This window comes from Tautonia rosea (assembly GCF_012958305.1).
In the GTDB taxonomy this organism is placed as follows: Bacteria; Planctomycetota; Planctomycetia; order Isosphaerales; family Isosphaeraceae; genus Tautonia; species Tautonia rosea.
Genome location: NZ_JABBYO010000001.1, coordinates 335,245 through 348,840, shown reverse-complemented (window position 1 = coordinate 348,840; position 13,596 = coordinate 335,245). Strand labels below are relative to the sequence as shown.

Here is a 13,596-nt window from a genome sequence, read left to right as displayed (position 1 = left end):
GGCAGGGACACCGGCGCTCCGAGGGACGATTTTGCCCGGAGTCGATCGCGCGGCCCCTGTTTGGCCAGAACCACGAGACACACGCATCACCAGGAGGATTACGCCGTGGAACATCGCACCGCATTAGTTACGGGAGCCGGAAGCGGTATGGGTCAGGCGATTGCCGAGGACCTGGCAAGGGCGGGGCTTCGGGTCGCGCTCGTCGGCCGAGATCGAGGCAAGCTGGAGGCCGTGCAGGCCGGTCTTGGCGAGTCAGGGGCGGCCTGCCGGGTCGAGCCGTGTGATGTGGCGGATCGGTCGTCGGTGGCCGGGATGGTGGAGCGAGTGCTGGACGACTTTGGAGGAATCGACATCTTGGTCTGTAATGCCGGAATCAATATCCCGAAGCGATCGCTGGAGGTGCTCGACCCGGAAGACTGGGATCGCCTGATCGCGACAAATCTGACCGGGGCCTACAACCTGGTTCACTTCGTGTTGCCGTCGATGCGACGTCATCGACGCGGATTGATTATTCAGATCTGTTCGATCTCCGGAATTCGCGCGAGTGTGCTGGGCGGCACGGCGTACTCGGCCTCGAAGTTCGGACAGAACGCCCTGGCCTGGTGCATTGCTCAGGAAGAGGGGAAGCACGGAATTCGATCGACGGCGATTCACCCCGGAGAGGTGGAGACGCCGATTCTCGATCGCCGTCCGGTGCCGGTGGGTGCTGAACGCCGCGCTCAGATTCTTCAGCCGGACGACGTGGCGCGAGCGGTCCGATTCCTTGCGGAGCTGCACCCGAGAGCCCACGTACCGGAACTGATCATCAAGCCGACGGTCGACCCGTTTGCCTGAAACATACGTGGACTGTCGGATCGGTTGCCTGATGACGAACTCAGCGTGCCATGACCATCGTTTCGTCGGTCAAGGCACGCAGCCAATTCCCAAAGGAAGACGGAGCGGCTGCTCACATCTGCCCAGCCTCGATACCACCCGCGGCGAACTGGTTGAACTCGACGTACTGAAGGTGGCGGTAGAGCTTGCTTGTGGCTTGAAGTTCCTTGGCGGTGCCGAGGCCCTCGATCCGACCGTTGTGCAAGACGACGACGCGGTCACAGGCTCGGATGGTCGAGAGGCGATGGGCAAGGAAGACGACTGTGCGTCCCTGGCAAAGCCGGGCGATGGCGTCGTCGATCAGAGGTTTGATTGAGTCTTCGATCGGGAAGGTGGGTTCCTCGATGATGAGGATCGAGGGATCGAAGAGCCAGGCGCGGGCCAGGGCAATCCGGTATTGCTCGTCGATCCGGAGGTAGTGGCCCATCGGGCCGACGAAGGTGTCGTAGCCCTCGGGAAGATCCTGGATGATGTGGTGAGCGTGGGTTTGCTTGGCGGCGTCGATCAGGCGAGGGAGGTCGTAACTGGGATCTCCCAGGCCGATGTTAAAGGCGACGGTATCGCTGAAGATCAGGTCGGACTGGAAGACGGTGGCGACCTGAGCCCGGAGGGATTCGAGCGTGACCTCGCGGAGGTCGAGCCCGTCCATGCGGACCCGTCCTGTCCGGGGGTCGAGCAGTCGAGGGAGTAGGCACACGAGGGCCTGCTTGCTGTCCTCGTCGCGGCCCATGACGGCAGTCTTGGAGCCGGCGGCAAGTTCAAGCGAGACCCCTTCGAGCAATCGGCGGCCGGTTGGGCCTTCGACGGTCACGTTCTCCAGAACGATCCTCTCACGAACGGGAGAGAGGAATTTGGCGTTGGGGACCTGGAGGATTTCGGGGCGGCGATCGAGGAACGAGACGACCGACGAGGCAGCTCGGGCAGCGCGTCGACGATCCTGGTTCATCAGATTGATCTGAGTGAAGCAACGAACCATCAACGCGAGCGTCACCGGCAAGAGGATCGCAGCGGGGAGTTCCAGCCGCCCGGCGATCAAGAGAAAGCCGATCATGCCCAGAGCGAGGGTGCCGGAAATGCCGAGCAGGAGGGTCGTTCCCGGACCGAAGTCGCGATCGAACCGGAGTCGGGTGGCATCGGCCTCTCGGTAGTCCTCCAGATGGGCATCGAATCGACGGTTATCGACCGATTCGATGCTGAAGACGCGAACGGTCCGGATCTGGCCGAGGTCTTCCTGCAAGAGGCTCATCTTCATCGACGCATTGCGATCGGCCGTTTCCGCAGTCTCCGCATTCCGTCGAATCAAGGATGAGACGAGGAAGGCCAGCAGGGTAACCAGGATGATGAGGAAGAGGGTCAGCCATCCGCCAAGGGCCAGTCCCAGCAGGGTTAGGCCGGCCAAGGTGACGGGTAATCGCCAACGCTGGTCGAGCCCCGCGCGGAAGCCATCGCGAAGGTCATCGACGTGCTGGGAGAACAACTCAAGGGTCGGCCCCATGCCCTCGGTCGGGAGGGAAGATTGGCCGAATCGGTACATTTGCCGGTGGATCTGGCGGCGAATGCCGGCAGCGAACCGGGCCGAGAGCCGGGCGATCGCCCATCGCCGGAGTGAGTCGAGCATCGTCATCCCGACCAAAATCACCAGGCCGACGGCGAGGATGACCGAGAGCATGCCCTGGGCCGCGATCTTCCGGGCCTGAAGGACCGTCGCGGATGGCTCCGACGATGAGGGGATTGCCTCGGTAGGGGGGGTGAGGGGGATGCGGGCGAGTGTGATTCCCTCGGCTCCCCGGAACTGTGCGACCGAGGATGAGGGATCAACCACAATGACCGCGAGGGCCACCCCGATGACGAACAGCAAGGCCAGAAGCAGCAACGCCTGGACGATTCCGGCCGCGTGAATGATCCCACGACGGGACCCGTCGATCCGAGCGACCTCTCGAAGGCGGTGATAATCACCCCAGTTCATGGCATTCTGACCCCTCGCCCGGGGCGCGGCGACTGTGCCCCGGGATCGTCACCGATCCAGGGAGCCCGCGAACCGGGCAGCCCTGGCCGGGAGCGGAGCGGGCGTCACGCCACGTCGCGGGTCTCGAACAGCAGGAACGCAAACAGTAGCGCCGCTCCACTATACAACACGCAGTAGATCAAGGCCGGAAGGACGTAGCCAACCCAGGGGATGATCACACCGGTCGAGATGGCCGGACCGGCGTTGAAGAATTCCAGGAAGGGAAGGGCCCACTGGAACAGTCGCGACATGAACTTGACCAATTCGTTGGCCTGAATGGCGTCGGCCTGGCGGACCAGCACCTCGGTCATGCGGCCGAGGAAGAAGATCGAGATGCAGACGACCAAGTTGACGAGCATCGGCAATCGGGTCGAGATCGCCACGCTAATGGCGGTGATGATCGTCACCTCGAAGAAGCCGAGCACCAGGCCGGGCAAGACCTGCAAGACCTGCTTGGCCCGCAAGGCCGAGTCGACCGTGCCGCCGGCCCCTTCGCGAAGGTCGTAAACGTATTTGTACCAGACCCCTCCGGCGAACAACGCACCGAGAATCAGGAACAGGGCGAGCACGGCGAGCTGAATGCCCAGGTACTTGCCGAGGATGAACTGCCGGCGGTTGACCGGCTTCGAGAGCAGGGTGACGGCCGTCTTTCCCTCGATTTCCTCGGCCACGGCCGAGCTGGAGGTCAGCAAGGCCAGGAGTAGGGCGAAGAAGGTGATCGCGGTCAGGCCGGTGTCCTTGTACATCTTGATGTCCTCGCCGAACGTGAAGTACGGCAGGAACACCGAGGTGACGAGGATCATCGAGGCGAAGGCCAGCAACACGATGAAGGCCGGCTGGCGGATCGCCTGGGTGGCGGTCGCCCGCGCGATGGTCAACGTCTTCATGGGAGGGGGCTCAGCTCGCGTCGTTGAGTGAAGAGAATGGGTGCGACAAGACGGATGATTGCGAATCGCTCGCAAACTCGGACGACCATCGCGCACCCTGATCGGGTACGAATCGGGTCCGTTTCAGTATGCTACGCGAAACTCGGAGAAAGGTTCGCCCGGAGGAAGGATTTCGATCCACTCGTCCCGGATGAAGCGGCCCAGCGCGGATCGAATCGCCGTAAGCAGTGCCTCGACTTCGGGTTCTGTCCCCTCGACCACCAGCTCGACCCGCCCGTCATCGAGGTTGCGCACCGTGCCGCCGACGGAATGGTTGGCGGCAAGTTGGCAGGTTGTGGCCCGGAAGCCGACCCCTTGCACCCGACCCTCGTAGAAGACGCGACGACGGATCATGAGACGAAAGGCGTTTCCAGGACGTTTCCCAAGCCGAGGATGACGATCTCGGGTCGAACACCAGATTTCCTAGCTTAACAGAGCGTGCGGTTCGGGATCAATCGGCCGAGCCGAAATGGGGAGAAGGGCCGTACACCCCCGGGCCGGACTCGCGTCGAAGGCGATCCGGCACGGAGGGTACGGCCCTTTCGCGAGCAATCGGTCAGCGGGAATCAAAAAGGGGGTTTCCCCTGGCATCCCGCTGACGCGATGTTCCGAAGGTTCAACGGCGTCGATCAAAGGCCGTTGAATTCGAGCGACTCGATGCGGGCCCCGGCGGCGGGGACGGTCAGTTCGAGGGAGCGGAGCGGGCTGATGCCGACGGCCTCGAAGGGGACGAAGGCGCCGCCCTCGGGGGAAGCGTCGAGGATCAAGGAGGCGACGGTCAGGGGCAAGCCGTTCTCGACCCGGATGCGGGTAGCTCCGTCGGTCGAGCCGACGCGGCGGACCTTGATGAACTGGCTGGAGACGGCCCGATCGACGGCGGAGACAAGGATCGCACCGTCGAGCGAGGTCGAGGGGACGTCGAGGGCAAGCTTGGCCGATCCGCCGTGGACCCAATCCTGATCACGGCCGAGGCCATGAACAGCCACCCGGCCGGTCGTCTGGCTGTCGGACGAGGCGACGAGAGTGACGATCAACGAGAGGGCAGGGCCGGAAGCGACGGGGTTCTCGGAGCCCCGAACGGTCTGAACAGGAAGACCGAAGAGGGTCGAACCATTGAGGGATTCGGAGAGCCGGGCAGCGTCGTCGGCCAGGTCGCCTTCACCCTGAACGCGGACGAAGACGCGATTGGCAGTCAGGTAAGCTGGATCGACGAGATCGCCGGAGGTGGAGGCGTCGAGGGCTTCGATGAAGCGGTCAGCTAGGGCGAGTTCCCACTTGTTGGCCACCTTCGGGGCGAGGCGGGCAACCTGGGGAACGGAGAGGCCGTTGCAGGCGTGCCACATGACGACCTGGGCCACTCGACGGCCCGTGCCGAGGGTCGCCAGGGATCGCAGGGCCTTTTGCACGCGAGGGTTCGGGGAATACTCGGCCACGTCCATCAGCTCGAAGCGGTTCGAAGGCTTCGGATCGGGTAGGCCGTAATTGAGGCAGACCGCCGGCAAGGCGACTGAGACATCCTGGCCGGGAGGAACCGTGACCGCCTCGCCGACAGAGGAGCTGGAGACGGCGATCGACCGGAAGCCAGGAAGATTGGCCGGGGCCAGGGAGTCGAAGCGGCCGAAGGCTTCTGGCTGATTGCTCGGGGTGCCAAGGCCCATGCTCTGGAACTGGCCCGAGGCGGCCGAAGCGACCAGGCCAGGCGGCAACACGACATGAAGCCGTCGGCTGGAAGTATTGCGGAGGCGAAGTTCGACGCGATCATTTCCAGCGCCTCGGGCCTCGACCTCGAGGGCCCCGGTACGCTGAGCGCGAAGGATGTCGATGGTCTCGCCCAGCATCGAGGCGCCAGGCAGGGGCTCGGTCGGCTCCTGGGCCCGGAGCATCGGGCCGGCCATCGCGAAGAGCAGGCCCGCGGCCGCCCCGGCCCGGACCAGGTCACGCAGTCGCCAGTACATGAATACCACCTCTCGGAGGGGAGCGGGCCGCCCGACCTTCAGGAGTGCGAGCCGGTCGAGTCCGGATCGCCCCGGGGCGTGCGGTGCGGTGACGTGAAAAAAACGGAGGCTCCGATCACCACTGGCGGCGCCGGGCCAACCGGCGCAGAGCCCCGTAACCTCCAGGGACGCCTGACGCTCCCGGGAGATTCAATCTGCTTGTGTCATCTTCCCATCGGCAGCGAGAGGGGCCTGTCTTTCCCCAAATCCCCAAGATGCCCAGGAAGGGGGAGTCCGAGGTTTCCGAAGGTGGGGGAGAGGGAGGATGATTGACCGAGAACGGATCGGTCATTAACATTTGGAGTAACCACTGGTTAGGGTGAGTCACATCGATTCGGAATCGAGCCCGAGCCGCTCCGGGATCTTCTCTCTCAAGGGATCGGCTGCGTCGCATCGGCTCCAGGGATGAGCAGGGAGACGCCATGAGTCTGGGCGAAGGAGGAGGCGAGAGCGGTCTGGGGTTTGAGACCCTGGAAGGCTACTCGTGGCCGACGATTACGCAATTCTCCGTTTTCCTGGAGAATCGGGTCGGTCAATTGCTAGAACTGGTCCGATCGTTCACCGGCACGAAGGTCCGAATCGCCGGGCTTTCGATCGCGGACTCGGCCGATTGCTGCATCGTTCGGATCATGCTCAGTCATAGCGAGCAAGGGCGAGAGATTCTGCAGAAATCCGAGCTGCCGTTTGCCGAGAACGAGTTGCTTGTGGCAGAGCTGACCGCCGGCTCAAGGACGCTGGGGGATATCTGCACCGCCTTGCTTCAAGGGGAGGTGAATATCCACTACGCCTACCCCTTGATCGTCCACCCCCACGGTCGAGCCGCGGTGGCAATGCATATCGACAACGTGGAGCTGGCCGGGCAGATCCTGCGAGATACCGGGTTCGAGGTCATCTGTGAAGCTGATCTCCGCACCTGACCGGACAAGGTCTGTTGCGGACCCAAAAACGCCCCCACGGCCGCCATGAAGCAGCCGAGGGGGCGAGGACGGCCTTTGAGGGGCTCTGACGGTTCGGCGAGTCGATGGCGTGGTCGGCTGGCGTCGCACTCGCCATCGACTCGAACTCATCCGAACCATCAATTCGCCAGCGCCTCCTCAAGGGCCTCATTACGGTCGGGCACGCTCGCCTGAATTTTTCGGATGGCCTCCTGATAGGCGTTGGCCACCTGCTCGGAATCCCAGTCGACCATGCGGCCGGGATAATCCTGGAGCTTGCCCCATTTGTTCAGATAAGGGAGCAGGCCGACCTCGTGTCGTTGCTCCTGATCCTTGACCCAGGCGAACAGGGCTCGGCCGCTCCGAGGAGGAGTGCCGACGATGCCGCTGGAACCATTGGTCTCGGATCGCGTCGATCGCTCACGCTCGCCGCGATCCGATCGAGGAGCGGGCGCCGATTCCTGAGTTTCTGAAACAGCAGGAGAGGAGGCATCGGCCGACGCCACGGCAACGGCAGGGGCCGAGGCAGCCACCCGCTCTCGAACGAACTCGGGGACGCCGTCGCGGTAGAGGTAGCGGGCGACGCCGAACTTCACGGCGGCTCGCTTGAAGGCGTCGCTGTAGCCGCTCTTATCGTCGTCTCCCTGGTCAGACATCCCGGCGTAGCCGCCGGCGTCGGACTTGGAGAGGGTCGAGCCATCCGGAAGCCGGATCGTCAGGGTGCACAGCACCGAATGCTCGGAGGGTTGATAGGAATCCCACCAGTTTTCTGGCCCCAGCACACTGTCGAGGCGGTTCATGGCCGTTCGAGCGGTGATGTAATGGAGCTGACGGCCCGCCTGGGGGCGAACCTTCACTTCGTGCGACGCAAAAGGCGCGGCGAGGGCCGCGAACAGGTCAGGATACTGAGTCATGGATGTCTCGCCCCCCGGAGGATCGGACGATCGGGCCTTTGGGATCATCACGTCGGACCCCCAAGAACAACAGACCGAACGCCGCCCTCGCTGAGAAGAACCACCGGGTGCATCGCCGGACTCCAGAGCAAGCGAACGCCCCAGACCTTCATCCGGCTGCCGGACCGATCGGGCGAAACCGCCTCGCATCGCGTCCAGGTGTACAAACGATACCAATTTCGGGATATGGTGTCAATAGGTTCAGTATTGCGAAACGGAAACGGACTCTGAAGGATCGGATTGGCGCGAAAAGTGTGAATGTAACGAGAGGATCGGAAATCGGTTGCGATTCGCCGACAACAAAGGCTCAAGTTTCGAGCGATGCTAAAGCAAGAGGGGTGATCATGGGGCATCGCCCGAAGACACAACCGAGATTGACCCGCATAAGAGGAATCGAACCTTGATCTGGACGTTGGTTGCTTCCGTGATGCTGGCACCGTTGGGGTCAGACGCGCCGAAGGGGTTCGAGCCCGGTTCGGCGGTAGATCGGGTGGTGGCAGTCGGTGAAGAGGAGCGTGCGTTCCGGTTGTACGTTCCCTCGGAGTGGTCGCGTCCCGCTCCGGCTCTGTTCGTTTTTCACGGCGAAGGGGGAACTCCGGACACCATTCAAAACTACGCGAAACTGGACCCACTGGCCGAGGATCGCGGTTTCGTGGTGATTTATCCGAAAGGCGAGGGGAAGAACTGGAACTATGACTCCGGCGCTCCGATTGTTCGGAGCCGGGGTTTCGCCTCGTTCACCGCTCGCGATGGCCTGAATCCGGAAATGGATCGTCGCTTTGACGACGTGGCGATGGTTCGATCGATCGTCGAGGAACTGGGTGCCGACGGATTGATTGATGTGTCTCGCGTGTTCGCGACCGGCATTTCCAGCGGGGCAATGTTCTGCCATCGCCTGGCGGCCGACGCCTCGGACGTGATGGCGGGGGTTGCGCCGGTTTCGGGAGCGATGACGGACGTGGTGGCCGAGCGCTTTGCTCCGACGCATCCGGTGTCGTTGATGGCGATCATTGGCGAGGACGATCCCTTGATGCCCGTCACCGGAGGTCCGATTGCGGGCTTGCTTCCGCAGGACCGAGGCCGGGTTGCCCCGGCCGACGAGACGATCGCGGCCTATCTTCAGGCCAACGGCATTTCCGGCGAGCCTTCGGTCGAGACCTTGCCGGATCGCCCGGAAGATGATGGCACCACAACCCGGGTCTATTCCTACCCGTCGGGTCACGATGGTGTTCTCGTCGAGATTTATCGAATCGAAGGTGCCGGCCACAACTGGCCGGGGAAGCCGTCGAATTATCACGTGGAAATGGTAGGGAAGACCAGCCAGGACTTCGACGGAAGTGAGGCCATTCTGTCGTTCTTCGAACGCTGCCCTCCGAAACGGATTACGCAGTGAGATGAGGTCGAGACGCCCGAAGGTCTGAGAGATCGTGCTTGAAATGGGTCGGGCGCTTGGGAATCGATTCGCGAAAGGCAGGTGCCAGGCACCTGCCTTTTTTTGTACGAAGGTGGTACGGTTCACCTCAGTTCGAGGGACCTCGCTGATTCGTGAGCTGGACATCACAGGGACATGCACACGAGCCGGATGGGCGGTGACGCTCCGTACTGGAGTCAGGAGGCTTCCGTACTCGCCGAGACCCTGGGGTCGGGGCCGGGGGGGCTACCCTCGGATCGGGCTGCGGCTCGGCTCGCCGAAGTGGGCGTCAATACGATCGAAGAAGCGAGTCGCCTGAGTCCGCTCCGGCTCTTGCTTCGCCAGTTTGAGAGTCCGCTCGTCCTCATTCTGGCATTCGCGGCAGGGCTCTCCTTGACGCTTCGGGAATGGACGGACGCAGCGATCATCTTGACGATCGTGCTGGGGAGTGCGCTTCTCAGCTTTTTCCAGGAATATCGGGCCTCGGCGGCGGTGCAAGCGTTGGAGCGGAGGCTGGCGTTGACGGCCCGAGTGGTGAGGGATGGCGTCGCTCGCAACTTGCCCGTCAGTACGATCGTCCCGGGCGATCTGATCGAGTTGTCTGCCGGGAATCTGATTCCGGCGGACGGAATCGTCATCGAGGCCGAGGACTTCCTGGTCAGTGAAGCGAGCATGACGGGCGAATCGTTCCCGGTGGAGAAGCGACCGGGGATCGTTCGAGAGGACGCGACGATCGCAGCACGGAGCAACTCGGTGTTCCTGGGAACCTCGGTTCGCAGTGGGACGGCGAAGGTGCTCGCCGTCAGGACCGGGCGCAGGACCGAGTTCGGAACCGTCGCAGAACGGCTCCGGGCCCATCAGCCCGAGACCGATTTCGAGCGGGGGATACGCCACTTCGGCTACCTCCTCCTGCGCGTGATGATTGTCATCGTGCTCTTCGTGCTGACGACCAATTTGATGCTCGGCCGCCCGGTCATCGAGTCGCTCCTGTTCGCAGTGGCGCTTGCGGTTGGGCTTTCTCCGGAGTTGCTTCCAGCGATTCTTGGCGTGACGCTCTCCGCCGGAGCTCGGGCCATGAGCAAACGAGGGGTCATCGTTCGCCGTCTGGAGTCGATTGAGAACTTCGGCAGCATGGACATCCTGTGTACCGACAAGACGGGGACGCTGACCGAAGGAACGATCGTGCTTCGAGAGGTCTTGGATTGCGCAAGCCGCCCTTCGGTCGAGGTTCGTCGGCTCGCCTTCCTGAATTCGGCCTTTGAAACCGGAATCGAAAACCCGATCGACGCGGCCCTCGTTGCAGCCGGAGCGGAGGCTGGGCTGTCCACCGAGGGAATCCGAAAGATCGACGAGATTCCCTACGATTTCCTTCGTCGCAGACTCACGATCGTCGTGGAAGCGGGAGACGATCCGGAGCGACACTGCCTGATCACCAAGGGGGCGTTCGCGAACGTGCTTGACGTCTGTGCGGCGATGGACCTCGACGGAATCGACGTTCCGCTTGATGCCGAGCGTCGCGAAGCGCTGGAGGCGGTCTACCGTGCCAAGGGGGCCGAGGGCGATCGGGTCCTCGCACTCGCCACTCGCCAGGTGACAGCGAAGGAACACCACGACCGAGAGGACGAGCGGGACATGACGTTCCGCGGGTTCCTGATCTTCTCCGATCCTCCGAAAGAAGACGTTCAGAAGACACTGCAGGCGCTCGCCCGGCTCGGCATCGGCGTGAAGATCATCAGCGGCGACAATCGTTATGTGACAGCGCATCTGGCCGGAGAGATCGGCCTCAATCCGGCTTCGATGCTCACTGGAGCGGATCTCGAACGGCTCAGAGACGAGGCACTCTGGCATCTCGCGCCGCGCACGGATCTGTTCGCCGAGATCGACCCGCAGCAGAAGGAACGGATCGTTCGCGCCCTTCAGCGAGCAGGTCATTCCGTGGGCTACCTCGGCGACGGCATCAACGATGCCCCATCGCTGCACGCCGCCGACGTCGGGATCTCGGTGGAGGGGGCCGTCGATGTGGCTCGCGAGAGTGCCGACATCATCTTGCTCAACCGGGACCTGGATGTGCTTCGAGAGGGTGTCGAGGACGGTCGGCGAACGTTCGCCAACACGATGAAGTACATCTCGATCACGACCAGCGCCAACTTCGGCAACATGGTGAGCATGGCGTTCGCGTCGCCGCTGTTGCCGTTCCTTCCGCTCGCCGCGAAGCAGATCCTGCTCAACAATTTTCTCTCTGATGTGCCGTCCATCACAATCGCGAGCGACAACGTCGACCGGGAACTGTTGGAGCGTCCGCAACGTTGGAGCGTGCGCGAGATTCAGCGATTTATGATCATCTTTGGTCTGATCAGCTCAGCCTTTGACTTGCTGACGTTCGCCGTCCTGCTGAGCATATTCCACGTGGGTGAAGCGACCTTCCAGACGTCGTGGTTTCTGATCTCGTTGCTGAGCGAACTCGCGGTCCTCCTCGTGCTGCGGACCCACAGGCCCCTGGTTCAATCCCGCCCTTGCCGCGTGATGCTTTGGTCGACGGTGTTGGTCGGTCTCGCGACGGTCTGTGTTCCGTACGTCAGCGGACTGAATACGGTGTTTGGTTTCGTCCCCTTGCCGGCATCCCTGATGGGCTCGGTCGCCGCGATTGTTCTGGGATACATCCTGGCGACGGAGGCAGTGAAGAGGAGGTATTTCCGTAGTCATCACATCGCCTAGACTCCTGGATTGTTCTGGAGGGAGGGTGGGGCGTCTGGGTGGACCAAAGCAACAAGGCCAGTTCCCTCGACTGTCGGAGGGAACTGGCCTTGTTGAGCTATCCAGCGACGTCAAACGGAACAGTGGTGGAGCTTAGAATCCGCCAGGACCGCTGACGCTGAATTCGAATTGGTTGAGTTTCAAGGCCAGGAAAAGGCACCCGATGATCAAGGAACCAAGGGCCACGCCGAGCAGAACAACGAAGATGTCGCTCCGAGCCTGCTGGACGTAAACCCCTCGTCCGCCTCGGGGAGTGGCGACGGCCTGAGAGCGGGAAGCGCTCCGAGACCGACCTCCCGCCTTAGCTCCGCGGCTGGATCTTGCCTGCGACACTGTCACCCTCCGTCACCTTGCGGCCCAAGTTGGAGAAGACCAGGCGGCCGACGGCCTTGTCGGCCTCGGTCAGCGTGATCCGAATCTTTCCGATGTACTGGGGAGAGTCGCCGGTCCGGAACACAAAGTATTCCTGCCCCGTCTTCACCCCGTCGTCCGATCCGATCGAAATCTCAAGATAGTCGTTGGCCACGCGAAGCACCCGGCCCTCGATATCGGGGGAGACCAGCGTGCCCTGAGCGGCCAGGCGGACCTGCTCGGGATCGGAGGGAAGACCGCGCGATTCCAGGTAGTTCTGGTAATCGGCTAGCGCATTACGCAGGTCTTCATTGTTCTGCGCGGCCGTGCCGAGTTGACGTTCGAGCAGGAAGATCTGCTCGTCGAGCTCGGTTTGGCGGGCCGCGTAGTCGTTGGCCACCTTCTGTGCGGCCTGGAACTGCTCGCGAAGCTGCTGGGCTTCGGCCGTGGTGGCCTGAGCGAGTTGCACCTGAGTCTGAGTGGTCCGCTGAGCCTCCTCAACCTGAGTGCGGAGGCTGGTGATGTCGGTCTGCAAGCCATCGATCTGATTGCTCAGCGACGTGTTTTGCGCTTGCAGCGAGGTGACCCGAGCCTCTCGGTCAGCGATTTCCTTCTCAAGCGAGGTTTTCTGGGCCGCCAGGTCATTCTGGGCGGTGGTGAGTTGTTGCTGAAGTTCAGTTCGCTTCTTGGTCACTGCCTCGTGAGCTTCCCGCCAGTTCGTCGAGGCGGTGAAGACCACCGTCGACAACGCGAGGAAGAACAGGGCGAAGGCCAGGATCACGATAACGAGGATTTTCCCGACGAACGTCATGGTCCCATCCCGTTGCGATCGGAGTCAGACGGTCGGCCGCCCGGGCCTCGGACGTCGCGCCTCGAAGAGCATCGCGGCGGGGCGTAGGAAGGGGGCTAGACCGTGGAGTGGGTGGAGGTGAACTCGACCGGAGCGGCGAGCGATCCGGAGCCGGATCGACACGGTGCAACAAATCATGCCATGCATTCTAGCGCCGAGGTCAACGTCTCGCAAGTCGCTCAGAGGAGACAGCTTCCGCGATCAACCACAACGCAAGAGGCACGGAACAATCCTGAACGCGAGTCGGGCCGAAAGTGCCGCGATCGCCGTCCGACCAGCCGGACTGAGCCAACTCTACCCGACCAACCGCGCGGCGGCAAACCGGCCACACCGTTCAGACGACCGTCGAGGCAATTTGGTTCCGACACGTTCGGCAACGACGGCAAGAACCGCATAACCGGCGATGAGGCAGGGAATCTTTTTCGAGAAATCATCCAGAAAGCCGACGCCTGGGCCGATAACTGATCTGGTCCTTCGTGCCCGCTCCGAGTAGAAAGAGGCCCGCCAGCCGTGAATGAGCCCTCGCGAGTTTCTCGACACTTCG

The 13,596-nt window shown here is 62.7% G+C and carries 10 protein-coding genes; 4 read left to right on the top strand and 6 right to left on the bottom strand.

Features of this window, described 5'->3' with window-relative positions:
* The first annotated feature begins 105 nt into the window (after window positions 1-105).
* Window positions 106-834 (top strand): SDR family oxidoreductase, encoded by a 729-nt coding sequence (locus HG800_RS01360; RefSeq protein ID WP_315851947.1) that lies wholly within the window; start codon window positions 106-108, stop codon window positions 832-834.
* 112 nt (window positions 835-946) lie between these two features.
* On the opposite strand, the gene HG800_RS01355 is transcribed toward HG800_RS01360, so the two are convergent.
* The 4 genes from HG800_RS01355 to HG800_RS01340 form a co-directional block, all read right to left on the bottom strand.
* Entirely contained in the window at window positions 947-2,839 is a 1,893-nt protein-coding gene (locus tag HG800_RS01355; RefSeq protein ID WP_169972882.1) for an ABC transporter ATP-binding protein, read from the bottom strand.
* Between the two features lie 104 nt (window positions 2,840-2,943).
* On the bottom strand, window positions 2,944-3,765 hold the full coding sequence (locus tag HG800_RS01350) for an ABC transporter permease subunit (RefSeq protein WP_169972880.1): 822 nt from the start codon (window positions 3,763-3,765) through the stop codon (window positions 2,944-2,946).
* Window positions 3,766-3,888: 123 nt separating this feature from the next.
* Complete coding sequence (locus tag HG800_RS01345) at window positions 3,889-4,158, bottom strand: acylphosphatase (protein WP_169972878.1); 270 nt, start codon at window positions 4,156-4,158, stop codon at window positions 3,889-3,891.
* A gap of 275 nt (window positions 4,159-4,433) precedes the next feature.
* Complete coding sequence (locus HG800_RS01340; RefSeq protein ID WP_169972876.1) at window positions 4,434-5,759, bottom strand: hypothetical protein; 1,326 nt, start codon at window positions 5,757-5,759, stop codon at window positions 4,434-4,436.
* A 461-nt stretch (window positions 5,760-6,220) separates the two neighbouring features.
* On the opposite strand from HG800_RS01340, the gene HG800_RS01335 reads away from it, so the two are divergent.
* Window positions 6,221-6,715, top strand: coding sequence for an acetolactate synthase (locus HG800_RS01335; RefSeq protein ID WP_152054100.1), 495 nt, complete (start codon window positions 6,221-6,223; stop codon window positions 6,713-6,715).
* A gap of 158 nt (window positions 6,716-6,873) precedes the next feature.
* On the opposite strand, the gene HG800_RS01330 is transcribed toward HG800_RS01335, so the two are convergent.
* Window positions 6,874-7,647 carry a Rad52/Rad22 family DNA repair protein gene (locus HG800_RS01330; RefSeq protein WP_169972874.1) on the bottom strand — a complete coding sequence of 258 codons (774 nt, stop codon included), beginning with the start codon at window positions 7,645-7,647 and terminating at the stop codon, window positions 6,874-6,876.
* Between the two features lie 439 nt (window positions 7,648-8,086).
* On the opposite strand from HG800_RS01330, the gene HG800_RS01325 reads away from it, so the two are divergent.
* Both HG800_RS01325 and mgtA read left to right on the top strand, forming a co-directional pair.
* Complete coding sequence (locus HG800_RS01325; RefSeq protein ID WP_169972871.1) at window positions 8,087-9,079, top strand: alpha/beta hydrolase family esterase; 993 nt, start codon at window positions 8,087-8,089, stop codon at window positions 9,077-9,079.
* Window positions 9,080-9,253: 174 nt separating this feature from the next.
* Window positions 9,254-11,812, top strand: a complete 2,559-nt coding sequence (mgtA, locus tag HG800_RS01320; protein ID WP_206352076.1) for a magnesium-translocating P-type ATPase — start codon at window positions 9,254-9,256, stop codon at window positions 11,810-11,812.
* Window positions 11,813-12,152: 340 nt separating this feature from the next.
* On the opposite strand, the gene HG800_RS01315 is transcribed toward mgtA, so the two are convergent.
* Window positions 12,153-13,013 (bottom strand): hypothetical protein, encoded by an 861-nt coding sequence (locus tag HG800_RS01315; RefSeq protein WP_169972869.1) that lies wholly within the window; start codon window positions 13,011-13,013, stop codon window positions 12,153-12,155.
* Between the last annotated feature and the right edge of the window lie 583 nt (window positions 13,014-13,596).

Bases quoted from the DNA above. Each gene is read 5' to 3' on its own strand.
- HG800_RS01355 (WP_169972882.1), bottom strand. From the start codon at position 2,839: ATGAACTGGGGTGATTATCACCGCCTTCGAGAGGTCGCTCGGATCGAC.
- HG800_RS01350 (WP_169972880.1), bottom strand. From the start codon at position 3,765: ATGAAGACGTTGACCATCGCGCGGGCGACCGCCACCCAGGCGATCCGC.
- HG800_RS01345 (WP_169972878.1), bottom strand. From the start codon at position 4,158: ATGATCCGTCGTCGCGTCTTCTACGAGGGTCGGGTGCAAGGGGTCGGC.
- HG800_RS01340 (WP_169972876.1), bottom strand. From the start codon at position 5,759: ATGTACTGGCGACTGCGTGACCTGGTCCGGGCCGGGGCGGCCGCGGGC.
- HG800_RS01335 (WP_152054100.1), top strand. From the start codon at position 6,221: ATGAGTCTGGGCGAAGGAGGAGGCGAGAGCGGTCTGGGGTTTGAGACC.
- HG800_RS01330 (WP_169972874.1), bottom strand. From the start codon at position 7,647: ATGACTCAGTATCCTGACCTGTTCGCGGCCCTCGCCGCGCCTTTTGCG.
- mgtA (WP_206352076.1), top strand. From the start codon at position 9,254: ATGCACACGAGCCGGATGGGCGGTGACGCTCCGTACTGGAGTCAGGAG.
- HG800_RS01315 (WP_169972869.1), bottom strand. From the start codon at position 13,013: ATGACGTTCGTCGGGAAAATCCTCGTTATCGTGATCCTGGCCTTCGCC.